At 37.3% G+C, this 24,917-nt stretch carries 23 protein-coding genes, 1 pseudogene and 1 riboswitch; of the genes and pseudogenes, 17 read left to right on the top strand and 7 right to left on the bottom strand.

Annotation, left to right across the window (positions count from 1 at the left end):
- The first annotated feature begins 11 nt into the window (after positions 1-11).
- The 9 genes from yycF (at position 12) to J3U73_RS06935 (ending at position 9,864) form a co-directional block, all read left to right on the top strand.
- Positions 12-728 (top strand): response regulator YycF, encoded by a 717-nt coding sequence (gene yycF, locus J3U73_RS06975; RefSeq protein WP_220268956.1) that lies wholly within the window; start codon positions 12-14, stop codon positions 726-728.
- A 63-nt stretch (positions 729-791) separates the two neighbouring features.
- Positions 792-2,648, top strand: coding sequence for a cell wall metabolism sensor histidine kinase WalK (walK, locus tag J3U73_RS06970; protein WP_220268957.1), 1,857 nt, complete (start codon positions 792-794; stop codon positions 2,646-2,648).
- The gene (locus J3U73_RS06965; protein ID WP_267409977.1) at positions 2,629-3,963 is read left to right on the top strand and encodes a YycH family regulatory protein; all 1,335 of its coding nucleotides are present in this window, start codon (positions 2,629-2,631) and stop codon (positions 3,961-3,963) included. Before walK ends, J3U73_RS06965 begins: the two co-directional genes overlap by 20 nt.
- Positions 3,964-3,965: 2 nt before the next feature.
- Entirely contained in the window at positions 3,966-4,787 is an 822-nt protein-coding gene (locus J3U73_RS06960) for a two-component system regulatory protein YycI (protein WP_220268959.1), read from the top strand.
- Between the two features lie 15 nt (positions 4,788-4,802).
- The gene (locus J3U73_RS06955; RefSeq protein WP_267409975.1) at positions 4,803-5,600 is read left to right on the top strand and encodes an MBL fold metallo-hydrolase; all 798 of its coding nucleotides are present in this window, start codon (positions 4,803-4,805) and stop codon (positions 5,598-5,600) included.
- Between the two features lie 57 nt (positions 5,601-5,657).
- Positions 5,658-6,869 (top strand): S1C family serine protease, encoded by a 1,212-nt coding sequence (locus J3U73_RS06950; RefSeq protein ID WP_103752744.1) that lies wholly within the window; start codon positions 5,658-5,660, stop codon positions 6,867-6,869.
- A gap of 491 nt (positions 6,870-7,360) precedes the next feature.
- Positions 7,361-7,840: a 23S rRNA (pseudouridine(1915)-N(3))-methyltransferase RlmH gene (gene rlmH, locus J3U73_RS06945; RefSeq protein ID WP_220268961.1), complete on the top strand. Its 480-nt coding sequence runs from the start codon at positions 7,361-7,363 to the stop codon at positions 7,838-7,840.
- Between the two features lie 87 nt (positions 7,841-7,927).
- Positions 7,928-8,266, top strand: coding sequence for a LacI family DNA-binding transcriptional regulator (locus J3U73_RS06940; RefSeq protein ID WP_267409974.1), 339 nt, complete (start codon positions 7,928-7,930; stop codon positions 8,264-8,266).
- 188 nt (positions 8,267-8,454) lie between these two features.
- Positions 8,455-9,864 (top strand): glycoside hydrolase family 32 protein, encoded by a 1,410-nt coding sequence (locus tag J3U73_RS06935; RefSeq protein ID WP_267409973.1) that lies wholly within the window; start codon positions 8,455-8,457, stop codon positions 9,862-9,864.
- Positions 9,865-9,918: 54 nt separating this feature from the next.
- Here the strand turns inward: J3U73_RS06935 and J3U73_RS06930 are convergent, their stop codons facing one another.
- Positions 9,919-10,572, bottom strand: coding sequence for an energy-coupling factor transporter transmembrane component T family protein (locus J3U73_RS06930; protein ID WP_267409972.1), 654 nt, complete (start codon positions 10,570-10,572; stop codon positions 9,919-9,921).
- Between the two features lie 8 nt (positions 10,573-10,580).
- Positions 10,581-11,936: an ATP-binding cassette domain-containing protein gene (locus tag J3U73_RS06925; protein WP_267410009.1), complete on the bottom strand. Its 1,356-nt coding sequence runs from the start codon at positions 11,934-11,936 to the stop codon at positions 10,581-10,583.
- A 49-nt stretch (positions 11,937-11,985) separates the two neighbouring features.
- Positions 11,986-12,076: riboswitch (TPP riboswitch) on the bottom strand.
- Positions 12,077-12,243: 167 nt separating this feature from the next.
- Between J3U73_RS06925 and J3U73_RS06920 the strand changes: the two genes are divergently transcribed.
- Positions 12,244-13,182 carry an AraC family transcriptional regulator gene (locus J3U73_RS06920; protein WP_220268965.1) on the top strand — a complete coding sequence of 313 codons (939 nt, stop codon included), beginning with the start codon at positions 12,244-12,246 and terminating at the stop codon, positions 13,180-13,182.
- A 57-nt stretch (positions 13,183-13,239) separates the two neighbouring features.
- Here J3U73_RS06920 and htpX read toward each other — a convergent pair whose 3' ends face one another.
- From htpX to J3U73_RS06905, 3 genes are all read right to left on the bottom strand, one after another.
- Positions 13,240-14,136 carry a zinc metalloprotease HtpX gene (gene htpX / locus J3U73_RS06915; protein WP_220268966.1) on the bottom strand — a complete coding sequence of 299 codons (897 nt, stop codon included), beginning with the start codon at positions 14,134-14,136 and terminating at the stop codon, positions 13,240-13,242.
- A 16-nt stretch (positions 14,137-14,152) separates the two neighbouring features.
- On the bottom strand, positions 14,153-14,722 hold the full coding sequence (locus tag J3U73_RS06910; RefSeq protein WP_103752750.1) for a LemA family protein: 570 nt from the start codon (positions 14,720-14,722) through the stop codon (positions 14,153-14,155).
- A 108-nt stretch (positions 14,723-14,830) separates the two neighbouring features.
- Positions 14,831-15,931, bottom strand: a complete 1,101-nt coding sequence (locus J3U73_RS06905; protein WP_103752751.1) for an SLC13 family permease — start codon at positions 15,929-15,931, stop codon at positions 14,831-14,833.
- Positions 15,932-16,142: 211 nt separating this feature from the next.
- Here J3U73_RS06905 and J3U73_RS06900 point away from each other — a divergent pair, with 211 nt between their 5' ends.
- The 7 genes and pseudogenes from J3U73_RS06900 to J3U73_RS10910 all read left to right on the top strand — a co-directional run bounded on the left by J3U73_RS06900 (position 16,143) and on the right by J3U73_RS10910 (position 22,398).
- Positions 16,143-16,499, top strand: coding sequence for an iron-sulfur cluster biosynthesis family protein (locus J3U73_RS06900; protein WP_267385591.1), 357 nt, complete (start codon positions 16,143-16,145; stop codon positions 16,497-16,499).
- A 282-nt stretch (positions 16,500-16,781) separates the two neighbouring features.
- Positions 16,782-16,916: a hypothetical protein gene (locus tag J3U73_RS06895; RefSeq protein WP_267409971.1), complete on the top strand. Its 135-nt coding sequence runs from the start codon at positions 16,782-16,784 to the stop codon at positions 16,914-16,916.
- Positions 16,917-17,038: 122 nt separating this feature from the next.
- Positions 17,039-19,138, top strand: a complete 2,100-nt coding sequence (locus J3U73_RS06890) for a hypothetical protein (protein WP_267409970.1) — start codon at positions 17,039-17,041, stop codon at positions 19,136-19,138.
- A complete protein-coding gene (locus J3U73_RS06885; protein WP_267409968.1) occupies positions 19,135-19,782 on the top strand; it encodes an ABC transporter ATP-binding protein in 648 nt (215 codons plus the stop codon). The genes J3U73_RS06890 and J3U73_RS06885 overlap by 4 nt, the downstream gene beginning before the upstream one ends.
- 149 nt (positions 19,783-19,931) lie before the next feature.
- On the top strand, positions 19,932-20,072 hold the full coding sequence (locus J3U73_RS06880; RefSeq protein ID WP_090094091.1) for a hypothetical protein: 141 nt from the start codon (positions 19,932-19,934) through the stop codon (positions 20,070-20,072).
- 115 nt (positions 20,073-20,187) lie between these two features.
- A complete protein-coding gene (locus J3U73_RS06875) occupies positions 20,188-21,108 on the top strand; it encodes an HNH endonuclease (RefSeq protein WP_267409966.1) in 921 nt (306 codons plus the stop codon).
- A gap of 104 nt (positions 21,109-21,212) precedes the next feature.
- Positions 21,213-22,398 (top strand): annotated as a pseudogene (locus tag J3U73_RS10910) (MFS transporter).
- Between the two features lie 124 nt (positions 22,399-22,522).
- On the opposite strand, the gene J3U73_RS06860 reads toward J3U73_RS10910, so the two are convergent.
- Complete coding sequence (locus J3U73_RS06860; protein WP_267409961.1) at positions 22,523-22,810, bottom strand: hypothetical protein; 288 nt, start codon at positions 22,808-22,810, stop codon at positions 22,523-22,525.
- A 409-nt stretch (positions 22,811-23,219) separates the two neighbouring features.
- Positions 23,220-24,758 carry an SLAP domain-containing protein gene (locus J3U73_RS06855; RefSeq protein WP_267409960.1) on the bottom strand — a complete coding sequence of 513 codons (1,539 nt, stop codon included), beginning with the start codon at positions 24,756-24,758 and terminating at the stop codon, positions 23,220-23,222.
- Between the last annotated feature and the right edge of the window lie 159 nt (positions 24,759-24,917).

Genomic DNA, 24,917 nt, shown 5'->3' with positions numbered 1-24,917 from the left:
GGGGGCTTTCGATGCCAAAGAGAATTCTCGTAGTCGATGACGAAAAACCGATTTCAGATATAATTAAATTTAACCTGACTAAGGAAGGCTTCGACGTCGACACTGCCTATGATGGCGAAGAAGCCATCAAAAAAGTTGATGAATATAATCCCGATTTGATGATTTTGGACTTGATGTTGCCAAAAAAGGACGGCTTGGATGTTGCCCGTGAAGTGCGGCAGACACATGATATGCCGATTATTATGGTAACTGCCAAAGATACAGAAATTGATAAAGTATTGGGTCTTGAAATGGGGGCCGATGACTATGTTACTAAACCTTTCTCCAACCGTGAATTGGTTGCCAGGGTTAAGGCTAATTTGCGTCGGCGCAGCATAGTTAAAAAGGTTGAAAGTAGTAACGAGGATACTTCAACTAAAAATATTGCCATTGGCAATTTGGTAATTATGCCTGACGCGTACATTGTAGAAAAAGAAGGCAAAAAAATCGAGTTGACTCACCGTGAATTTGAGTTACTCTATTATCTGGCTCAACATATGGATCAAGTAATGACCCGGGAGCACTTACTGCAGACAGTTTGGGGATATGACTACTTCGGTGATGTCCGGACTGTTGACGTAACGGTTCACCGTTTACGTGAAAAAATTGAGGACAATCCAATTCAGCCGCAGATTTTAGTGACTCGCCGTGGCGTTGGCTATTATGTAAAGCAGCCTACTGAAGAATAATGAAGAAAGCCCGCAGAACTAACACGATGCGAGCTTTCTTTTTATATTGATTTGATTAAAAAGATGAAGAAACTAAAAAATAAGTTTAAACATTTAACAATTTCGATTAATACGACTTTAGCCATTGTCTTTATGGCGATGATCATTGCCACAATTGAAGTAATTGGGGCTTATTTTACACGCCAATTAGAACAAAATAGTATTGAAAACTTTCAATCTTCAATTCAAGTGCTTCCTATTGTCAGCAACCAGTTGTCCGCACAGCTCTTAAAAGACGACCGGCATACAAACAGCAATTTAAACCGGATTGTTGGCGATTATAGCAATGGAATCGGCACAATTAGTGAAATTATTGTTGTTGATAATAAAGATATTATTCGGGCTGTGTCTAATCTAAATGATAAAAAGCGCATTGGACAGCGGGTCAATAATACGTTGGTCAAGCAGGTTACCTCAACGGGCAGGCAAGCAACTAAGGTAATTAATGACCACGGCGATTTTATGATTCAGGTAACACCGCTTACTGCCGGTAACGGTTCGGCTAATACTGTCGGCGCAATTTACGTTCGAGCGTCAATGCAGGGCGTTTTTAATGACCTACGCAACATTTCATTAATGTTTTTGGTCACTTCTTTGATTGCCGCTGTGATGGGTGCCATCTTGTCTTTAGTCGTGTCGCATGCGATTACTAAACCAATTGAAGAGATGCAGAGCCAAGCACTAAATATTGCTGACGGTGATTATTCTAGTCAGGTAAAAATATATTCTAATGATGAATTAGGACAATTGGGGCAAGCTTTTAATACATTGTCTGTCAGAATCGAGCGCTCACAAGAAGAGTCTGAAAGTGAACAGCGAAGGCTGGATAGCGTTTTGTCTCACATGAGTGACGGGGTTTTAGCGACTGATCGACACGGTAATGTTAATGTTGTTAACCAAATGGCACTTAGTTTTCTGAATACCACCGAGGACCAAATTATTAATAAGCCAATCGCCTCCGTTCTGGGCTTAGATGAAACCTCGCAGGATTTAATAGCCAGTCAAAAAGGTATTGTATTAACTGTTAATCAGGGCACACGCGATGAAGTGATTTTACATGCTAGTTTTTCACTGATTAAAAGAGTGACGGGCTTTGTTTCTGGTAGTGTTTGTGTTTTACACGATATTACTGAGCAGCAAAAGAATGAAAATTCCCAAAAGCAATTCGTATCCAATGTTTCGCATGAATTGCGTACGCCGCTTACGAGCCTGCACGCCTATATTGAAACCCTGAATGAGGGAGCATGGAAGGATCCTAAGATTGCGCCGCAGTTCTTACAGGTTACCCAAGAAGAAACTGAGCGAATGATCCGGATGATTAATGAACTTTTGAGCTTGTCTCGCATGGATCGTGGGGTATCAAAAGTAGACGTTGAATGGGTCAACTTTAATGACTTCGTGTCTCATATTCTTGATCGCTTTGACATGATTGTAAAAACAGACACTAAAGAAGGCAAAAAGAAATATACCATAAAGCGAAATCTAAGCTCGCAGGCATTATGGGTTGAAATAGATACCGATAAGTTTGCCCAAGTTATTGATAATATTATGAATAATGCAATCAAGTATTCGCCTGATGGTGGTGTGATTACGATTAAATTGCGCCAAGAACGGCAACAGATCATTTTAAGCATTGCTGATCAAGGCTTGGGGATTCCGCGGGAAGATCTTTCTAAAATCTTTGATCGTTTTTACCGGGTTGACAAGGCGCGTTCCCGTGAACAAGGTGGTACTGGCTTAGGGTTAGCCATTGCAAAAGAAATTGTGGAAGAACACCATGGTAAGATTTGGGCTAATAGTAGCGAAGGCAAAGGTTCCACCTTCTATATTGCTTTACCATATGAACCGATGAGTGAAGGGGATGATTGGGATGAAGTCTAGGTTTAAGTTTAGCGAAATATTATTAACAGCCGGTACTTTTATCGTTTTCGCCCTTTCAATCGTCTTGTGGATTTTTATTATGACTAATGATCAATATTTTAGTCGAATTGATCAAACTAATAATGTTAGTCAAAATTCACGCAGTCGTCGAAGCCGGATCATCTATAATCTTTATTTGCCGACCAGTGCTTACGGCTTTAAAAATGGGCAGCCATACCGCTTATATGATGCCAAAAAGAACTTACCACTCGAATATATTAAAGACCTAAAAAAAGTAAAATATAAAAACATTAGAGAAGTTAGCTCCAGTCAAAAAGAATATGAAGCGATGCTCAATGACCCTAAGTATTTGCAATTGACTTTTCCTAATGAAGTCAGTGTGAATTTGTTTACGAAGAAAAATTTAAAAAGTACGGATCAAACGTTCCGGCGCTCATTTATCTCGCCAAATAATGATGTCTTATACCTTGGCAATGATAAAACGACAACGATCTATCGCGTTGAAATAGCTAATGCTAACTTTAATCGCTTGCGTGAATATGCCGCTAAGTCACGAGCTAAAAAACCGGTTAAATTTGTGCGGATGAAAAATAGTTACGAAACTTTTTATGATCAACCTGAAAACTGGCGGGTTTATAGTTACTTGACCAATACCCAGACTGATTCTTATTTTGTTTCGCGCTTATTAGGTACAGCAAATGTTACCTCAAGCAATAATAAAAAAGGGTGGACCACGTATTCACTCAATTATTACACCAAATTGCGGGTACCCGATGCTAAAGCCGGCCGACATGACATGCTTTATACCCGTTATGAAAAGCAGAAAAATTTAAGTGAAAATGACCGCTTGATTAATAGTGTTGAGTATGTGCACAAATTAGGTCTAAGTGAGCAGGACTTGCGTTATTTTGATACAACCAAGGACAAGCTAAGCTATAGCAATTACATTGAAGGCATGCCTGTTTTCATGGGAAAACACAGCCCTCAGGTCAGCACAAAATTGACGCAAGATACCGAAGAAGTTGCCTTTAGCAATTTAGAACTGCAAATTCCCATTCCATATGATGGGCAAACGCGGACACTGCCTGCTACTGGCACGGTGATCCAGCGTCTGGTTAATGCCGGTTTAAAAAAGACGGAAATTCAACGAATAATTGTGGCATATCGAATTGAAAAAGATCATAGTCATGATAGCTTGGTCAACTTGATTCCAACATATTACATTAAAGCCTACGACCAGTGGAAGAGTGCGCAAGAATGGGAAAAGCAAGATTTTAATAAGCTAGCGGTGAAAAGTCAGGGAGAAGGTAAGTAATTATGGATAGAAAAAGAATTGAATGGCTATTTTTCGTTGTTTTCCTATTAATTGACCTTTACCTGGGAATCGAAATCTGGCGCTCACCGATTAGTCTAAGTTCGACTGCAGGAACGACTTCTACCAGTATTAGAGCGGAAATGCGGGCAGATGGAATTGACCTTCCCCTGCATTTGTCACATAAGCAGCAGTCAGGCTATTATTTAGCAGCAAAAAATCGGGACTATCTTTCCCGCAAAACTGATGGCTTAACGCAAGTGACAACCCATTATTCAAAAGCGGACAATTCTTTAACGGGTACGCCTAAGGCTGTAATACTACTCAATGGTAATCGGAAAAAAATCTTGCAGCAGCTAGAAGATTTTAAAAATGACCCGGAAAATGTTCCTTATGGGAAAAAGTTTGTGTACGACCAAAGTATGTCGGGGGATGATACATACTGCTATGTGCAAAAGACGTCTTATGGTCAAATTTATGATGGTGATGCACAATTGACAATTAATGTGCATAATAATCAGATTACTAATTACACGCTTTCTTACATGGGACCGATTAGTTCTGTGCGTGAATCGCAACTAATTATTAGCCCATGGCATGCCGTGAAGGCCATGTATACTGACCGTGAAATCAGTAATAACTCGCGGGTAATTCAAGTAAAATTGGGCTATTCTAAATTGACTGAAGTACGTGGCAGCACCATAATGCTTCCTACCTGGTTGATTTTAGTCGAAAGCAAAGCAACCAAAAATATTACGGTTAAACGGGTTAATGCTTTTACAGCGCAAATTTTGCAAAGTAGCTCGTATAATGTCCAGAAAAATTAGAAAGGGAAAATTGGTGTGCGGGTTTCTGTTTTAGCTAGTGGATCGACTGGTAATACCAGTTTGATTGAAACTGGCCAGCATAAAATCTTGATGGATGCTGGCTTATCTGGTAAGAAAATCAAAACGTTATTAGGAGAAGTAGGAGTTGATATTAACGACATTGATATGGCCTTTTTAAGCCACGATCATTCTGATCATAGTAAAGGACTTGGGGTATTAATGCGCCGCTATCCGAAAATTGCGGCATTTGCCAACAGTGGAACATGGGAATATTTAAGTGAGTCGCACAAAATTGGTCAGATTCCCGTCCAGCAAATGAATATTATTGAACCCGGACAAACGAAGACTTTTGGTGATCTTGACGTGACTGCTTTTGCCACTAGCCATGATGCTGCCGAACCGCAGTATTACGTCTTTTCTAGTGCTGGCAAAAGGATGGCCTTTTTGACGGATACAGGTTATGTATCGCAAAAAGTCAAAGCGGTAATTGAAGATGCCGATGCTTATATGATGGAATTTAATTATGATGATATGATGCTCCGTAATGGTCCGTATTCATGGTCTTTAAAACAGCGAATTTTGTCTGATGTCGGCCACTTATCCAATGAAGATGCGGGGCAAGCACTACTTGATGTGGTTTCTAATAAAACAAAACATATTTTTTTAGCACATCGCAGTCAGCACAATAATACAGCTAAGTTGGCCTACGATGCCGCTAAGCAAATCCTAGTCAATGGCGATGCTAATTTACCAAGTGATGTTAAAATTATGTTAACGGGTCCAGACGAGCCGACTAATTTAGAACAAATTTAAAAAAATAAGCACATTTTTTTCAGTATACTAAACAAAGATATGTAAAGGAGATTACAAATGGACAATCGAAATTCTGGACGCAAGCAAAATGGTCTGGTTAAAACTGCCATTGTTGGTGTTGTCGCAGGTTTAATTGGGGGCGGCGCTTCCTATGTTGCCCTGGATCAAATTAACAATGCAAATCTGAATAATAATGCACAGACGACTATTAGTTCTAATAGTGCAAAAACGTCGAAAAATAGTGCAAAAACTAGTGGTGTAATGACGCCGGCATATAATGACGTGAAGGGTGCTGTTGTTTCCGTTATCAATTTGAAACGGCAATCAAGCAGTAGCAGCAATTCGATCTTTGATATTTTCGGTGATGACAAAGATGATAATGCTAGAGGCAAGGGCCGGCTGCAAACATACAGCGAAGGCTCAGGTGTTATCTATATGAAGTCAAATAACAAGGGCTACATTGTTACTAATAATCACGTTGTTTCTGGCAGTGATAAAGTTCAGGTTATGTTGTCGAACGGTAAAACTGTGAACGCTAGAATTGTCGGAACCGATGCTACGACTGACTTAGCTGTTTTAGCAATTGATGGGCAATACGTAACGCAAACGGCTGAATTTGGCGATTCCAAGAGCTTACAAGCCGGGCAAACTGTTATTGCGGTTGGCTCACCATTAGGAAGCGAATATGCATCCACAGTCACCCAGGGGATTATTTCGGCACCAGCGCGTAGTATTACCTCTTCATCAGCCAACCAGCAAACAGTTATTCAGACTGATGCCGCAATTAATCCGGGTAATTCCGGTGGGGCACTGGTTAACTCTGCTGGTCAGGTCATTGGAATCAACTCGATGAAACTATCGCAATCAAGTGATGGGACTTCCGTTGAAGGAATGGGCTTTGCTATTCCATCTAATGAGGTTGTAAACATTGTTAACCAACTGGTAAAGAAGGGTAAAATTGTTCGGCCGCAGCTTGGAATCAAAGTAATTGCACTGCAAGGAATTCCTTCAAGCTACCGTAAACACCTCAATATTAAGTCCAACCTGAAGAGTGGCATTTACATTGCGGGTGTGAATAAAAATAGTGCGGCAGCTAATGCAGGAGTTAAAGTTGGCGATGTAATAATAAAAGTTGACAATAAGGTTATTACTGATGTTGCATCGTTACACACCATTTTGTATAATCATAAAATCGGTGATACGGTGACTTTAACGGTTAACCGCGGTGGAAAAGAAATTAATTTACATGCAAAACTTGAAGCAAATTAATCTTGATAATATTCATTAATTGAAGATAAAAAAGGCTATACTTGGCGATTTTAGCTACAAGTATGGCCTTTTTACTAATAAAAATAATGAGAAACATTAAATAGTTCGTCTTTTATTTCTGTCAAGAAAAAAAGACTTGCTTTTTCCTTGTTGATAACTGTGGAAAACTTTGTGGATTGTGCATAAAATGGGGTAAAGTGTTTTCGTTTCACTGTGGAAAACCTGTGACTTGTGTGTAAATATTAGTAAAAAGTTGATAATTCAAACAATTGTTCAATGCGTCAAATCAGTGTTTTACGGGTAAAGTTTGTGAATGTTAACTGTGAAAAGTGTACATGTGGGTAATTTCAGTGGGTTTTTTAAAAATATTTTTTACAAACACAAATTAGCCGTCTGTTTACAAAAATGACCACAAAATGTAGTTTTTGCTTGTGCACAACTGTGGAAAAACAAGGTGGAAACAATGAGAATTAGGGGATAAAATAGAAAACATGAATATCAAAATCGTCTGTGTAGGTAAGTTAAAAGAAAAATATTTTAAAGACGCGATTGCCGAGTATCAAAAGCGGCTCAGTCGTTTTGCTAAAGTTGAGTTAGTGCAAGTACCTGATGAAAAAGCACCAGAAAAACTTAGTGCTGCTGAACAAGAAAAGGTTAAAGAACTTGAAGGTCAGCGTATTCTTAATAAAATAAAGGACAAGGAATATGTTTATGTCACTGCAATTAAGGGCAAAGAAAGAACTAGTGAAGCATTTGCACAGGAATTAAAGGATTTGGCTACTTACGGCCACTCTGACGTAACTTTTGTCATTGGTGGCAGTCTTGGTACAAGCCAGGCTGTGAATAAGCGTGCGGATGAATTATTAAGCTTTGGAAAGCTAACAATGCCTCATCAACTAATGCGAGTGGTTCTAATTGAACAAATTTACCGCTGCTTTATGATTATTAGTGGCAGTCCATACCATAAATAAGACAAATTGGGGCCAAAAAGCTAATTTTTCAGGCTCGATAATTTGCCGAAAAAAGAAGTCAAAATTTAAATTAAGATAGGTTTTAGTATGAAAAGAGTCGGAATTCGTGAAGTCGCTCAGGAGGCTAATGTTTCTACTGCAACAGTATCCCAGGTCTTAAATAATCGGAGATATATTAGCCAAGAAACGCGGGATAAGGTGCAGGCAGCAATGAAAAAGCTGGAATATTATCCTAATAACTTAGCAAGAGCCGTAGATAAGAAAAGAATACATACGGTTGACCTAATTTTCCGTCAAATGTGCATCCCGTTTCATGCGGAATTGATTCAGGACATTGAATACTTACTGTCAAATCAGGGGTATAAAGTTTTATTGTGCAATCGTCTTAATAATCCGGAAAAAGAAATTGCTTGTACTAGCAATTGATCAAAATTTTGGAAAAATACGGCAACCGAGGTAAGCCACGGGAACTTGATGATTGAATTAAACAAATAATTCTTAAGCAAAAAGAGGACAGTTTTTCTGCGCCTCTTTTGTATTGTTTGTATCACATGAAAAAGTCTGTTTTAATGACAGTGATTAAGATATTCCGCTAGATTAGAAAGGAATTTGCAATGGCTGAAGCTGTTAAAGTTACCAATGAGCGCTATCGCCTCAAGTATCATGTTTCTACGCCGGGGGGATGGATGAACGACCCGAATGGCTTTTCGTTTTTTAAAGGCTATTACCACCTTTTTTACCAGTATTATCCCTATTCCGCACAAAAAGGGCCGATGCATTGGGGACATTATCGCAGTCGCGATTTAGTGCACTGGGAAGAGTTACCGATCGCCCTAGCACCAGATGACGAGCAAAATGTTTGTTTTTCAGGTAGTGCGATTGAGAAAGATGGTCGGCTGTATTTGATTTATACAGGGCACCAATATCATGACCTGAATGATCATACGCAGTTTACTGAAACGCAAAATATTGCATATAGCGATGATGGCATTAACTTTAAAAAAGATGCTCATAATCCAATCATTGCTGCTGCTCCAGCTGATAATACGCAGCATTTCCGTGATCCGAAGGTATGGCGTCAAGGCAAGTATTATTACATGATTTTAGGCAGTCAGGCGGCAAATGGCTTAGGACGGGCGTTAACTTACCGCTCTGAAAATTTATTTGACTGGGAATATTTGGGACCAATTGCTAACGCACAAACTAGTGCGCAAGAGGGCTTTATGTGGGAGTGCCCCGATTTATTTACACTAGGAGACCACGACATTTTATTGTGTTCGCCGCAAGGCATCGAATCCGATGGTTTACGCTTTTTAAACGAGTTTCAAACAGGCTATTTTAGTGGCAAAATGGATTATCAGCAGAACATATTTACTCACGGGGCGTTTACAGAATTAGACCATGGACATGATTTTTATGCAGTCCAAACAATGCTTGCCCCAGATCATCGGCGGATTTTAATTGGCTGGATGGATATGTGGAATGCCTACTTCCCGGAACAAGCCGACGGCTGGTCGGGTGCGCTGACAGTTCCGCGGGAATTAAGTTATGCTTCTGGTCATTTGTATATGAAGCCGATTACTGAATTAATGAGTTTGCGAACTGAAAAAATTATGGCTGAAGAGGGAGTGGTAACATCCCTTGAGGTCACGACGCCGGATCCGCAACATTGTGAACTGCTTTTTGAAGCCAATACGTCATCTTGGTCGGGTAATGAAATTAGTTTTACGCTTGAGAGCAAACAGCAAGATTTGGTTTCATTAACTTGGAATAAAAAAACTGGGCAAGTAACGGTTATCCGCGCTGATAAACCTGATGGGGATGATAAACGCTATGGTAATCTCCAGCCTAGCGCAAGCTTAAAACTGCATATCTTCATTGATACGAGTTCGATTGAGTTCTTCTTAAATGATGGTGAATTGGTCTTTTCAGAGCGTTATTATACCGAGAATCAACCGCAAATCTTCTTTAGCGCTGATAAAGGAATTAAGGCAAAAGTCGAAGGTTATACTTTGGCACAATAAACTCTAGCTAAAAAGAGCAGCAGTGGTGGTTAAAACATCACTGCCGCTCTTTTATTATTTTAATGTAAATAAGGCAACGTTAGTGGCTAATAAAAGACCGGCGGCCCATAACCAATCGCTGCGTTTGACGGGAACAGCCACGATGACCGAGCGCTTGGCATCTTCGCGAAAGCCGTGCGATTCCATTCCCTGTGCCAAGTTTTCGGCCGAGTTAAGCGCGACTAGGATAGCCTTAAAATAGAGACCGGGAGACCAAAAACTAAGATAAACGCCACGCATCATTGCCGCTGTGCGAATTTGTTTAACGGCAGTTTGCATGCGTGGAATAATGTTGAGTGCTGCTAGGACCCCGTATGCGAATTTGCTAGGTAAATGAAAATTCTGTTCAAATGAACGTGCCAATTCTTCGGCACTAGTTTTTTGGGCGACACAGCAGATTGTTAGCGTGTAAACGTAGATTCTGCTAGAAAGACTTAAAGCGTTGGTTAAATTAGGCTGAGGTGCAAACCAGTAGAGTGTGGCAAACACGGTAAAGGCCGCAATTAATGGTACGGTAAAAGTTAACAGGAGATTTTTAACTTTCATGTGGCAGTAAAGCAAATAGCACGTGCAAAAGCCGATAATCAGCACATTGGTAATTAGGCTGGTTTTAAAAGATATTTCAACCGAAATAATTAAAGCGACAATGAATTTAAAACTGGGATTCATAACAAGCCTCACTTGTCTACGTATGTTAATTGTTGCTGGTCAAATAAAAGGTGGTAATCGCACCAATCTGCCAAATTAGTTAGTTCATGGCTGATAATCAGAAGTGTCTGCCCCCTTTTTTCCTGGCTTTCGCGCAACAGACCCATTACTTTTTGTGCCGATTGGTGATCTAAACCGCTTAAGGGCTCATCAATTAATAAAACGTCTTGATCAGCAATTAGCATTAATAAAATTTGTAATTTCTTTTGTTGACCGCCCGAAAGTGAGTAGACGACTTGGTCTAGTGTCTGGTCAAGATCAAGGTCTTTCACCTCTTTCGCAATTTTTTGATCGGAATAAAAGTTGCTGGTGCGCATTTTTTTACTTAGGTTAAGTTCATCTTCAACGGAAACGTTAATAAATTGATCACTTGCACTTTGAAATATCTGCCCGACTTGACGCAAATATTTTCGCATGCGCAAGTTGCGAATTTCTTTTTGGCGGTAAGTCAAACTACCAGTGTATGTGAGCATCTTGGTTAGCGCATTGAAAAGCGATGTTTTCCCCACACCATTAGGGCCAGTAATTAAAGTGGCTTTGCCTGCCACAATCTTTAGGTGCTCCTGTTTTAACAGTAACCGGTTCTGCTTAATTAAGGTATTAGTAAGTTCAAAGCAGCTTGTTTCATTAGTTGGTAGGGCAAAAGAATAAAGCTCGTGGTGGTCATTTTGTCGAAGAAGCTGCTTTTTTTCGGCAGTGCTTAAGGCAGTAACCTGGTGACCGGTAAATTTAAACAAACAGTCACAAATACCCTCATAATCGGCTAGAACATGGTCGCTTAGAATAATTGTTTTTCCTAAATCACGAAGATGAGCCAACTTTTTAATTAAAAATTGGCGGGCAACAGGGTCGCAACTGGCAAAAGGCTCATCAAGCAGAAAAAGATCGACATCCATTGCAATTAAAACAGCAAGGGCTACTCGTTGTTGCTCACCGCCAGACATAGTATTGATTTTTTGATCAAGCAGCTGGTCGATCTGGGCAAAAGAAGTTGCTTTTTGCAATCGTTTTGAGTAGTGCTCACGGTCAATTTCCAGGTTTTCAAGTGCAAAAATGATCTCCTCACGCGGTGTTGCCATTGTGAATTGTTCGCCAGCATTTTGAAACATCATTGCACTCTTAAGCCCATTAAGATCGACAGTTCCACTAACTTTACCAGCATATTTAGGATAAAGGCCAGCTAAAATTTTTAATAGCGTCGATTTACCGCAACCTGTTGGCCCGATTAATAAGGAAAATTTGTCCGTCGGGATATTAAGATTAACATCTTGCAAAATAGGCTTTTTTTCATCATATGAAAAAGTAAGGTTTTTAGTTTTCAGCAATTTTTTAACCAATCTAAAAAAGTCGCCATGGCATAAAAGCCAGGCGACGTTAAAATTCAATACTTTTCCCTTCGCTGGCATTATCCATAGCAGGTTCAGTGGGTATATTCTCAGCCAAGATGGCACCCCAATATTTCAGGTCAATTATACATAAAAGCAATTTTCTTGTCTAGTTGCGGCAAATTAGGCTCCCTTAATAGCACTTAAGGCTCAACTTCTATCACAGATGTTAAAAACATATAAATAGCGGCGCTTTTTGCTATATAATAAAATTATGAAAATAAATTACTAATTAGAAGGTGACATCATGGCAGCAGTTAAGCTAGAACAATATTTGGCAAGTGTATTGGATTCAACTAATGCGGATACGAATGAAGTCCGGCTAAAGCCCGGAAACAAGGCCTTTAACCTGTTTAGGGTTTACCTTGAAAATCATAATACGGGTATTCACCGGTACCAAACCAGCAATCCCACAATTTTGTACGAAGCTGAAGGCATGGCAAAAACTAAAATTAACGGACAAAACTTAACTTTAAAAGCGGGTAATTTGCTGTTTTTGCAAGAAAAATGTGGCTATGAGGTCGAAAAACAAGGGAAAAATGATCTTTTGGTCAAATTAGAATTTAGTTCAAAGGTTAATTGCGCGGATTTTTGGGGAGAAAAAGCAACGCTCAATTCACGTGAACAAAAAGTAGCCGAACAGCTTGTTCAGATTCTCAAGACTAAGAGACTATTAAGTTTGCGCTGCTCACAAATGTCGCGACCGAGTCAGTTAATGAAAAAAGTTATTGATGAATATTTAAACCACAATCTTTTTACGCGCAGTATTATTGCCGCAGAATTGCGGATACTCGTGATTACGGCAATTAGAAATCAAGACTTGGAAACAGCGCCAGTTAATCAACATAAGTTTGCGCAAACGGCGTTAGAGCGTTACATTGATGCAAATTATACTGATATTACTTTAAATGAAACAGCAGAACACTTTGGACTCAACCCAAATTACTTTTCCAGTTTAGTTAAGCAAAAAACTGGTAAGAGCTTTGTTGAACATGTTGATGAACGCCGCATGCAGGAGGCACGCAATTTGCTTGCTCGACCTGACATTTCGGTTAAAGAAATCATCGCGCGGGTCGGTTATAACGGTAAATCGTTCTTTTACAAAAAATTTAATGAATATTACCATGAAACGCCGGTACAAATGCGTGCGGAACTGTTTAGACAGGCCAATATCAATTTAAAGTAAGAGCAATATTTTTATTAAAAAAGGAGCGGACTATTTTGCAGAGCGCTCCTTTTTAAGTTACATTTTTTCTAAACGTTTAATTCGGTCACTTGTAGGCGGGTGACTGTCGAATAAGTGGGTAAGACCATGCCGCTTACGTAGCGGATCTTCGATATACATGCCAGCACTACTTGGATCAGCAGCTTTCATGGGGTCAGAACCGTCAATTTTTGTCAAAGCAGAAATCAAACCGTGAGGATTACGGGTCAACTCAACTGAAGAAGCATCTGCTAAATATTCACGGTTGCGTGATAAAGCCATCTGAGCAAGACTGGCACAAATAGGTCCTAAAATAAGTACAAAAATGATCGCCACGATTTTGAAAATAACGACAATAGTATTGCCATTATCGTTATCACTGTCGCGATCATCATCAATCCACCAAATATAGCGACTGGCAATACCTGATAAATATGAAATGACACCAACCAGTACGGCTGCAATAGTGGAAACCAAGATATCATAATTTCTAATATGTGAGATTTCGTGACCTAAAACGCCCTCAAGTTCCTCGCGATTCATCATGTCAAGTAAGCCCTGGGTGACAGCAACCGCAGAATGGTTTGGATCCCGTCCGGTTGCAAAAGCATTAGGACTAGGATCATTGATAATAAAAACGCGTGGCATTGGTACTTTGCCGACTAGCGCCATATCTTGAACAATGTGCCATAAAACGGGGTTATCTTGTTCATGAATTTCTTGAGCATGATTTAGACTCATAACCATATTAGCGGGATTAGGCAAGACAATTAACATGTAAATTGCACTAAAAATAAGCGCAATAATAACCCCTAATAAAGGTCGATTGCCCCAGATAAAACCTAATCCGGCACCAACTAAGGCGAGAATAATGACGAATAAAATCAAGATGCCAGTAGTTTTGCGTTTGTTGCTGGCAATTTGTTGAAATAACATAAAATTGACCTATTGCTTAAAATTTAACTTTAGGTACTTCTTTTTCAGCTTCACTCGTTTGTAAGTAATCAACTTTGCGGAATCCGTGGATATTAGCAACGATATTGGAAGGAAAAGTTAACAACTTTTGATCGTAAAGAGCTGCAGATGAATTGTAAAGTTGCCGTGAATAAGCAATTTTATTTTCAGTGTTGGTTAATTCTTCCTGCAGTTGAGCAAAGTTCTGGTTAGCTTTTAAATCAGGATAATTTTCCGATAAAGCAAAGATTGATCTCAAAGTATCAGAAATTTGGTTAGAAACCTTTAACGTTTGGGCATGATCATCACTTGGAATAGCAGTCAACTGGTTCCGCAATTGAACAACTCTTTCCAGAGTTTCACTTTCATGCTTGGCATAACCCTTAGTAGTTTCAACTAAATTAGGAATCAAATCATTGCGCCGCTTTAATTGCACATCAATCTGGCTCCAAGATTCGTCAGTGTAAACTTTAGCTTTTTGTAAGCCGTTATAGATTGCAATATAAATTGCGATGAGCAGGATAACAATAATCGCAATAATTATTATTAACCAAGTTGAATTTGACATAATTTTTCCTCCTTATGTTTTATTCAATTATAACTGATAAAGTTAAACTTGAGTATTAAAAAAAGCTTTAGCAGCATTTGCAGGTAAAGCTTTAATAATTATTAAGTTTTATAGTAGTATCAATGCCCAGCCAATTAGTGTCAAGATGATTAAACCGGCGTATTGCATTAATAGCCATTTTTTGAAAAATTCACTGCGGGAAACAGTTGCATTTTGAGTAAAAGTTTTTAAAACAAGCATATTGGCCATAGAACCAATTGGTGAACCGAAGCCACCGATATTTGATCCCAAAAAGAGGGCTTTGGCAAATGTGGTAAACTTGCCGACTAAAATGGTTGCTGGAACGTTGCTAATGATTTGACTAGAGATAATAGAAGTAAAGTAGGTAGATGTCTCAGAGTTGACCATGGTGTGAATCAGGGTAACAATCATTGGAATCTGCTGGATATCGCTAATAAAGATAAAGAAGCAAGTAAAGGTTAGCAGCAAGGCGTAGTCGATTTTTAACAAAATGCGCGGATTAATTATTAAAGCTAAAACAGCTGCTACAATCATTGGGATTGCAACGTTAATAACTTTGAAAACACCCAAAAAGAATAAAGCAAAAACTGCGGTAGTGATCACAGTTGGGCGTACGCTGATATTAATCTGTTTGACGTCCTGAACGGGAATTTTTTTCTGGGGGATAAAGTGAAAAATGATGAAAGTAATCACAACAGCTGCAAGCAGGTATGGCAGTGACCATGAGAAAAATTCTAATGCAGTGACGGAATATTTGCTAACAAGAAAAATGTTATGTGGGTTACCCCACGGAGTAAATGCGGCCCCGATATTGGCTCCCATTCCGATTAAGGTAACTGGTAGAATTTGCGGTAAATCGCATCTTTTAGCAATGTTTAAATATAAGGGAATTAATGTAAGCGCTGTTATGTCATTACCCAAAAACATCCCAGAAATAATCGCCAGTAGCGTAAACAGGATATTGAGCTTGCGCATGTTATCAGCAATACTAGTTAATTTGTAAGCTAGTACATCGAGAACATGCAGGTAAGCATAAATTTGAATAATAATTAACATCGCGGCGACAGAAAAGATTGTGTGTAAGTTAATATCCGCCAGCCGAGGTCTAGCAAAGAAAAGACTGATTACCGTCACCACAACGGTAATTTGCAGAATTTTATCGCTAAAGATCTTTTTTAAGACGGTCATAAAATGTCCCCTTTCACAAGTTACAATCATCTATAGTTGCTATATCCATTTTGAGCTTTTTTTCCTGTATACGCAATATAAATATTTGGATAGAAAAAAAACCATAAAATAAATAGCGGATAAAAAGGGCCCATAAACATAACTTTTGACTTCTGAACTTGTTCCACCCTATACTTGAGGAAACAGGCATTGATTAGGAGGAATTTTTATTATGAGTAATTCAGAAACAGTTAATGTTAATATTAAATCTGCTGCTGCAGATAAAGTAAAAAACCAAGTTGAGGACGGTCAAATTGTTTTGCTATCTTTGAATGATGGTTCAAACAAATACTCTGATGTTGGCGGTTCTTGTGCTGCTGGCTCACGTTTCCAATTTGTAATTTTGGATAAACAGGATCCTGATTTCTCAATTGAAGTTGAAAACAATGCTGGTCTTAAGATTTACACTAGTCCTGCTGAAATGCAATATCTTGGCAATGACCTAGTTGTTGATGTGAAAAATGCAGCAATGAGCTTGTCAGATGATAGTGGTGTTATTGACGGCGCAATGACAATAAATAAACATTAAAAAGTATAGTTATAGTATTTAAATCCATTGTTGGAGACAATCAGTTTTGATTGTCTTTTTTTTGGAGAAAATTCTTTAGTTAATTAGATCAGCTAATATTTTATATACATTAATATAAAATATTTATAAAAAATATAGAAAGCGCTTGCTAAAAATAATATATAATGTATTATAAAAATATGGCGATGTTATAAAATGATTTATGCTAAGATTCATGTTATTCATGGGCTTCTAATTCTCAATTATTTTAAATTTATATTTAGAGCAAAGGAGAAGAAAGCTATGAATAAAAAGAAATTGAATAAAGTCATTTCTGCTGTAACTATGTCTGCCGCTTTATTAACAGTAGGGCCAGTTTCTTATAAGGGGAACAAATATCGTAGTACAGCGAAAAACTGCATATGCAGAATACCATAAGATACCTCCAACAGGCTTGTCTTATTGGTGGAATACTTATTAAATTTTATACGTAACTTCATATTAACCCTGATAGGTGTAGTTGGTTATTAACTGCACCTATTTTTTATAGGAGGTTCCTGATGAAAAAGATAGTTTCTGGCTGTTTAATGGTTGTCACAGTCCTCACTTACCTGATGATTATTAGCTTTTATCAAGTAAAAGATTATGACCAAATAGTTCGGATGGGACAGACAAAATCTTCATACCAAATTTATCTAAAAGACAGCCAAATAACTCCTAGTGATCAACTGGCCTTTTTTAAAAACTTGGCCAAGCAAGATGGCGTATCAATTATTTTAACAACAAATAGTCTGAATAACATAGTTGAAAAATCTGTCATTGTCAATCCACATTCTTTTCCCAAAACTTCCTTTCGGCTCAAGCAAATAGATTTGGCCGACAAGAAGAGCTTTTATGCTAGTTATAATACAAAAAAATTGACACAAAAGGGTACAATTCCGGTTTTTGCTAAAAACAATAAAGTAATTTTACAAAGTATGGATAGGTATTTTCAAAAAAAGCAAATAGTTGATGGCGTGTATACCATTATCCCTGGAAAATCAAGTAAAAAAGCTGTTCTTAAGAAGTTGACTCGTTTTTATGGTGTTTCCCGGGCGCAGTTACTAAAGCCAACTATTGGGAATAAGTTTGAATATTTTACGAAGAACATTCTTATTTTAGGATTTCTCTTGGTGTTGACTATTTTAGTCTTTCTTTTAGTTAATACCTATTACCCGATTACTCAATCAAGTACAATTGGCATTAAAAAGTTAAATGGCTGGAATAATAGGGATATTTTATTTGATATGATCAAATTTGGTATCTTGACGATCCTTATTGTTGCTACTGGCCTTGATTTAATTTCTTTCGTGCTTTTTTCTTATCAACCGCAAGGCTTTTTACTTTGCTGTATATTAAGCCAGATAATAATTCTGTGTTTGTATATATTAGTTAATATTTTTACTTATATTATTATTAAGCACTTATCAATTGCAGATATGCTTAAGGGGAGTTTTCACTTTGGTTTTGGCATTAAATTAGCCTTTATTTTAAAAGTCATGATGACGATTACTTCGACAGTTTTACTAGTTAATGTCTCAAATGCAATTACATCTGTAAGGTCAGACTACCAGTTGCAGCAGGATTGGAGTAAAGAAGGCAAGTTACTAACAGTCAATTCTGTTAGCTCTTTTTTTCAGACTAACGAAAAGCAAGCAGAAAAAATCATGAGCAATTGGTTCAAGACAATAGCTAAAAATAAGGGAGTTTATTATGTAGATAGCGAAATATCGACTGCAAAGGCTATCTTACCCGAAAAAGCCACGATTCATAATCCAACAGCCAAATACGCTATGATGACTGTTAATCGTAATTTTATCAATGCCAAGTTACCACGAGTAAAGAAATATTTAGATTCTAGTTCCCACTTTTTTTTAGTACCAATTAAGTATCGCAGGGCTGACTCGCAAATTAGGTATCTTTTGCAGTGCTATCGGTACAACGATTTAGCTAGTAAACAACAAGAAAAATTAAAACCTGAGCAAGTAAAAATAAAGATTAAATATTACGATGAAAAAATCAGCCCAATTACTTACAATGTAAGGTTAAAAAAGCGATTTGTTAATCCCATTATCGAAGTCATGGAAGAATCGCGAATAACAGACGGACAGTCTTTATTCTTGAGTAATACCGATAAAAATAGTCCAATTAAAATTGAAAATAATCAGCAGACTAAAAGAGTATTAGAAAAATCAGTGCAAAATGCACAAGTTAAGCAGCTAGGGCTAAAGTTTGTGACCGTAAGCGAAATACTAACAACTAGTTTAGATTCTTCATATCGCGGATTACAAGCACTCTTAATAGGCTTAATCGCTATTTTTATTATTAATTTATTTACGACAACTTTTCTAATGTTATACATCATCTCAAGTAAGCAAAAGAAACTAGCTGTTGAACGTTTATTAGGTTATCGCAAAGTTGATCGCTATCAAATAGAAATTTTGTTGATTTCTTGTCTCGGTATTAGCGAAATTTTGGTTTTAGTTTATTTAAAGGCAACAATTATCTCACTGTTATTAGCAGCTTTGTTAGTTTTAATCGATTTATTAGTATTTGACTTAGTAGTACGATTAATTGAAACACGGGACTTGTCATTTCTGCTTAAAGGAGGACTAGCATGATTGAACTGGAAAATGTTTGTAAAGCTTTTGGAACTAAGAAAATATTTGATCACTTTAATTTGCAAATTGATAAAGGAGAAATGGTGGCAATTATCGGGCCCAGTGGGTCAGGCAAAAGCACTTTATTAAATATTATCGGCCTAATTGATAATATTGACGATGGCAAATACAGGTTTGAAGAAAATACTAATGTCAGACCAAATAGTAATTTGGCGCAAAAAATTATCAGAGAAAAAATCAGTTATCTTTTTCAAAACTTTGCCTTAATTGAAGAAGAAACAGTTGAGCAAAATTTAATGCTGGCATTAAAATATGTTCACCAGAAAAAAGTAGAGAAGTTGGATGTAATTAAGGCAACACTCAAAAAAGTTGGATTAGCTGAATATGAGCAAAATAAAATATATGAGCTTTCTGGAGGACAGCAGCAAAGAATAGCAGTGGCACGCGCCCTAATTAAGCCTAGTAAGTTAGTCTTAGCAGATGAGCCAACTGGTTCTTTAGATAGTAAAAATCGTGATGAAATCCTTCAACTGTTATTAGAACTCAACCAAGCGGGCAAGACTGTCTTGATAGTTACTCACGATGAGCAGGTTGCACAGAAATGTAATCGAATAATTAAATTGAAGAGCAATATCAAGAGTTAATCATTGCTAGCCTTATTTATATTGAATTGCAATGACAATTCTTTGTTTGATTCCCAATATTAGCTGCTGATGAACGGTCACTTGCCTCATTATGTCTGACGTGTTAAACTGAATAAGATTTTCGAAAATCTGAAAGGAAGTATAGTACTATGCGTAAAGGTGAAAATTACAACACTGGTTGTGAACCAAACCAAAGACCTAAGAACAAGAAAAACGGTAAAAAGCGCGTTGCTCACGTAGCAGCAGTTGTTGCTTTCTTGAACAAGGCCAAAGCAGACGAAAACAAATAATCTGCTAGTAAAGAATTAAAAAGACAGATCATGTAAGTGATCCGTCTTTTTTTATTATCTAAATTTGAGTAAAATTAACATAAACATGAGTTAAGGGCAAAAGGAGCTGTTTTAAGTGAAATTTCAGTGCAGTGCATGCGGATTACGGATAAATTCCAGACATTTTAAACAAGAAGGACTAGTTAATCCGCAATTAACCAGTATTTGCGATCTCTGTATTCAACGTGGAGAACAACCAGCCGATTTTGCCAATGTTGCCGTTAATATTTTTGCGCAGGGCTTACTCTATACTTTTATTGGCCTAAGCGATGCCAATGTTCAATCTGCACCCTTTTTCGTTACTAAAAAAGAAAACCGCAAGCGCTACGAAGCTTTTATCCAGGATTATGATGGCAACGACTTAGCTCAGCAGCAATTGCCACGACCAGACTTTAATCAAGCCGTGATTGACAGTGAGAAAGGCAGCCTTGAGTTTGTTCCTAGTATGGAACTAACTTTTGCCGAAAACTTGCAAAAACTTGGTCTAAACGTTGATTTTAAACTAAATGAAGTTGACTACATTGATCGTGAGCGCATTCGGGCTAAGTATCATTATCGCTGTCAATACTGTGGTCGGCGTGGTCGCAGTGTCGATCATAAGGACCCAGTATCGTTATCGCATAATAACGATTTTGACAACTTGATCTTATCTTGCCAAGAATGCAATCGCATTAAATCAAACATGCCCTATGAATTGTTTGTTCAGTTAAATGATCAAATTCCTAAAATTAACCAAAAATTGGTTAAGTATGAAAATGCGCTGGCCACGCTTAAAGGCGAGTTCGACCAAAAGCGCCGTGAGTTAGCAGCTACTATGCACCTCAAGGGCGTGGTTAATGATCCGGAACTAAATCAAATGCGTAAACAAAATAAAAAATTACAAGACGCAATTGATAGTCTGGAAAGTGATTATAAAGACTTGCGTTCTTTGCGTGAGCAGCACTTCATGACAGGCTGGAAATTAATGCTTGAGAATAAAAAAGAAGATATTATTTAAATTTGATTATTGGAATAGTTGTGAATTAAGCAAATTAATTCTAATAACTTTGAATAGCGTTGATTGAAAATCAGCGTTTCATAGAAAAGATATGTAAATCTAAAATGAAGAAAAGATCACAAAAATCTAGATTGTTAATTGGTTACGCTATTTCTGGTTTAGGTGATCAATTCTATATTTTCGCTATCCCGCTACTACTACTATCAAAAACTCATTCGTCAATTATTATGGGGCTCTTAACGGCAATGGAATATTTACCTACAGCATTGTTTGGTCTGACTATTGGACCAATATTTGATATTTGGCCAAGAAAAAAAGTAATGTTGATATCATTACTCATGCAAGCAATCCTTGTCGTGTGTGCCCCCTTGTTGATTATCAAAGATATCCCTATTTTTTGGATTTTAGTAGCTGTGTTTCTATTTGGAACTTTTGATTTAATTACGTGGACAGGCTATCAAGTTTTTATTGCAGAATCTGTCGACAATAATGAACTGTCAACAGTATCTGGACAAGTAGGACTAATATCTGCTATTCAGAAAACCTTTGGACCGGGAATAGCGGCGATTATAATCAATTTAGTTAATTATGCAGGAGGCTTTCTGCTAGACGCACTCAGTTTCGGCTATTTAACTTATGTTGTCAAAGATTACGAACCCTTAAATAGAGAACCAGGCTATTTTGAAAATAAGCGATCTTTTAAAAGCAGCGCAAAGAACGGTTGGACTTTTTTGTTTTCGCAGCCCATTATTAAGTGGATTATTATAAGCTTTTTTGTGGCCAATATTGGTTTTCAAGCGGTGGTTCCAATGGCTGACGTTTTTACTAAGACAAGTAATGAAAACTTCTGTGAACATGATTAGCGTGTTCTTTTCGATTGCAGCCATAGCTAGTATTATCGGCAATTTTATCTATCTACGCTTAAACAAGAAAATAAAGTTGGGTTTGCAGCTGGTATTAATTGGCATTATGATTGCTCTTGGCTTTGTATTAATGTTGAATGTTAAGTCATTTATCGTGGTAACTTGTGGCTATGCGATTGTTTCATTTGGTAGTGTTTGGTCACAGGCAAACTTTTTTACCGTTATTCAGTCTAAGACACCGAATCGTTATAAGGGGACAATAACTTCAATCGCAACATCTTTAACAAGACTAATTGGACCGATTATGTCAATCTTTAGTGGTGTGCTAATAAGATATGAAGTGCATTTAATTTTTGTGATTGCAATTTTTTGCATGGTCGTGTCGGTTGCCATGACTTTTACCAGCAAATTGTCACGCCTAGATTAATGTAAGTAAAAACTGTATCTCCATTTATTTCTAGCCATAATTAATCATAAAAAAGCACCAAGTTACATAGTAACCTGACGCTTAAATAAACTAACTTTGCCAATAGTTAGGACTCTTATGTGCTTTAACGCTTCTTATTTGGCTTATAGACATATTTGCTCAAATCTTCTTTGCAGTCATTGATAGTAAAGCCATATTCATATTCGTGGACGCCGTCGAAACTTTCTCTCTTATCAACATTAAAATATGCACCTATAGCGCCAAGTATATTTACCATATCCAGAAAGCTGTCAAAAGAATAGACTGCTATATATAATGCGCCATTTATTGACTTTTCACATTTATACTCATACAGATCTTTAACGCTCTGTTTTAAAAGCAAAATTAGGTTATCTCGATTGACTTCATCCATTCTTAGTCAGCCCTTTCTATTTGAAATGCAGCAGTAGGCTAAAAAAAACAGTAGACGTTGGCAAAATGTTAGAAGAAGCTCTACTTATTAGAACTACATATCCGTGATTGCCTACGTTAGGAATAGTGATATTCTTAGTGCAAGTTACATTGAGGGTTCCAAAAGCGGCTCTTGCCACCTTAATAATTTTCATAATCTTACCATTATAATTTGAATAAAGATAGGAGAAATCCGTTTAATTTCTATGGAAAATAAAAAATCAATAGTTTTTGCTATTGATTTTTTAACTATTTAGTTGTTTTTTAAAAAAGTCTTGCTTTTAAAAGCCACGCAATTGCACTGTGATCATAATGCACACTTTCTTGTCACAGCACTAGCACTATTAATATTTTGATTTTCAATAAACCAATTAGTCACCAAGTGGATAAGACATTGTAGTGAGTTGCGTGCTTGCTGTTTTAAGATACCAAACAGCTTCCTTTACTTCGGCAACGGTTGCTTTATCAGATTTTTGAATAAGAATAGCGTTTGTTAATGCACTGTCATAGTTTGCTTTTAAGTTTGTGTATGCACTATTTATTTTTCTATCTTTTTCTTGATCGATTAGTTTAGCCAGTTCCTGTTTATCAGTTTCTGAGGCAGTTTTTTGATCACTTTCAGCCTGAGCAGCGGTATTTATTGGGTTTAATTTAATACCGCTAATATATTTGACATCACTTGCCTTGATAAAGTTGTTGCCATAATTTAATTTTTGCTTTTCAACAGGGTGAGCGGAACTAGAATTTGTTGTCGCTGAATTATTAGCATCGATAACGCTGGAATTTTCATAATTTAGGCAGTGATAAAATAACTCGGCCTTCTTTTCCTCGGGTACCCAAAGATACATTAGACCATCAACCGTGAGGTCCCTGTACTTTTGCTTTTTAATGCTTTTACCGATTGATTTGCCAGTAGTATCGTAAAGCTGGACGGTGTCACCAGAAAGTGGCTGAACAAAGGTGTAAGTTAAATCTTCATAATTTACGATTGGCAAGTTTACCTTTAAAGAAACATTATTTTGATCAATATATTCATCTGGATGGTCGTGTAGTCTAAAAATATATCCTTCAAAACCATCATTGGCATATGGAATCACAGCTAGATCAACTTTGATTTTCTGACCCTTTTTAAGAGTACGTTTAATAGAAGAATAGTTGACTGTAGTTGTTGATGACTTAGTTAACACTATTGCGGTGGCAACGCCGTTATACCGTTGCGCATGACCATCAATATAGCCGACATTAGCAGCTTTAATATAGTGACCTTGACCCAATGAATAAAAGTTTTTACCTTTTATTTTGGCTGTTGGCAAGTATTCAATTTTTAAATGTCGTGCGGAATCATCTTCATAAAAAAAGTATGTTGGAGTTTCAGTTGCAGATTTAATTTTGCCTTGGTAGCTCACAATATCTTTTTTAAATAGTTTTTTGCCTGTGGCATGACCATTTTTGTTATAAACAAACGAATTGTGATTTAAAATCAGTTTGTTTTTCTTTGTGTTTTTGCCATTTTGATTTATAACGACGGCTGCATCAAGATAATAGTTGTTGGCAAGCTGATAGTAAGTACGACCATTAATTTTCTTAGTGCCATAATAAGGATAGGTACCATAATTTTCTCCAGTATCCTTCACGCTGTTAACATCTGTCATGGCAAAGCCTTTTTTGTCGACCCTAAAGTCTGCAGGTATAAAATAGGCCTTTGAAGTTGGGTCTTGCTTAATTTTGATTTTATTACCAAATTGGTTATAAACGTAGTCATCTTCTAGCAGTTGAACTGTTCCTTTTGCTTTTTTAACGCTCTTCTTAGCAGCCAAAACTGGTTGTACTTGAGCTAAAACTGTCGATAATGGAGTGATTGCTAATACTGTTGCTGTTAGCCCAATTCTAATCTTTTTTATTAATTTCATTTTTTACCTCGTAAATTATCTTAAACCTCATAATCACATCTATTATAGAACACTTTTTAATAACCATATATATAAATCTGAGTTCAACATAAAGCTATTTTTAAAAAACGGTCTTTTTTCTTCTTGTAAATTTTATCTTTTAACCAATTTAACCAGCAA

This window comes from Lactobacillus sp. B4005 (genome assembly GCF_026536045.1).
Lineage (GTDB): Bacteria > Bacillota > Bacilli > Lactobacillales > Lactobacillaceae > Lactobacillus > Lactobacillus panisapium.
Note: the sequence above shows the minus strand (reverse complement) of the source record. Positions and strands in the feature narration are given on the sequence as shown.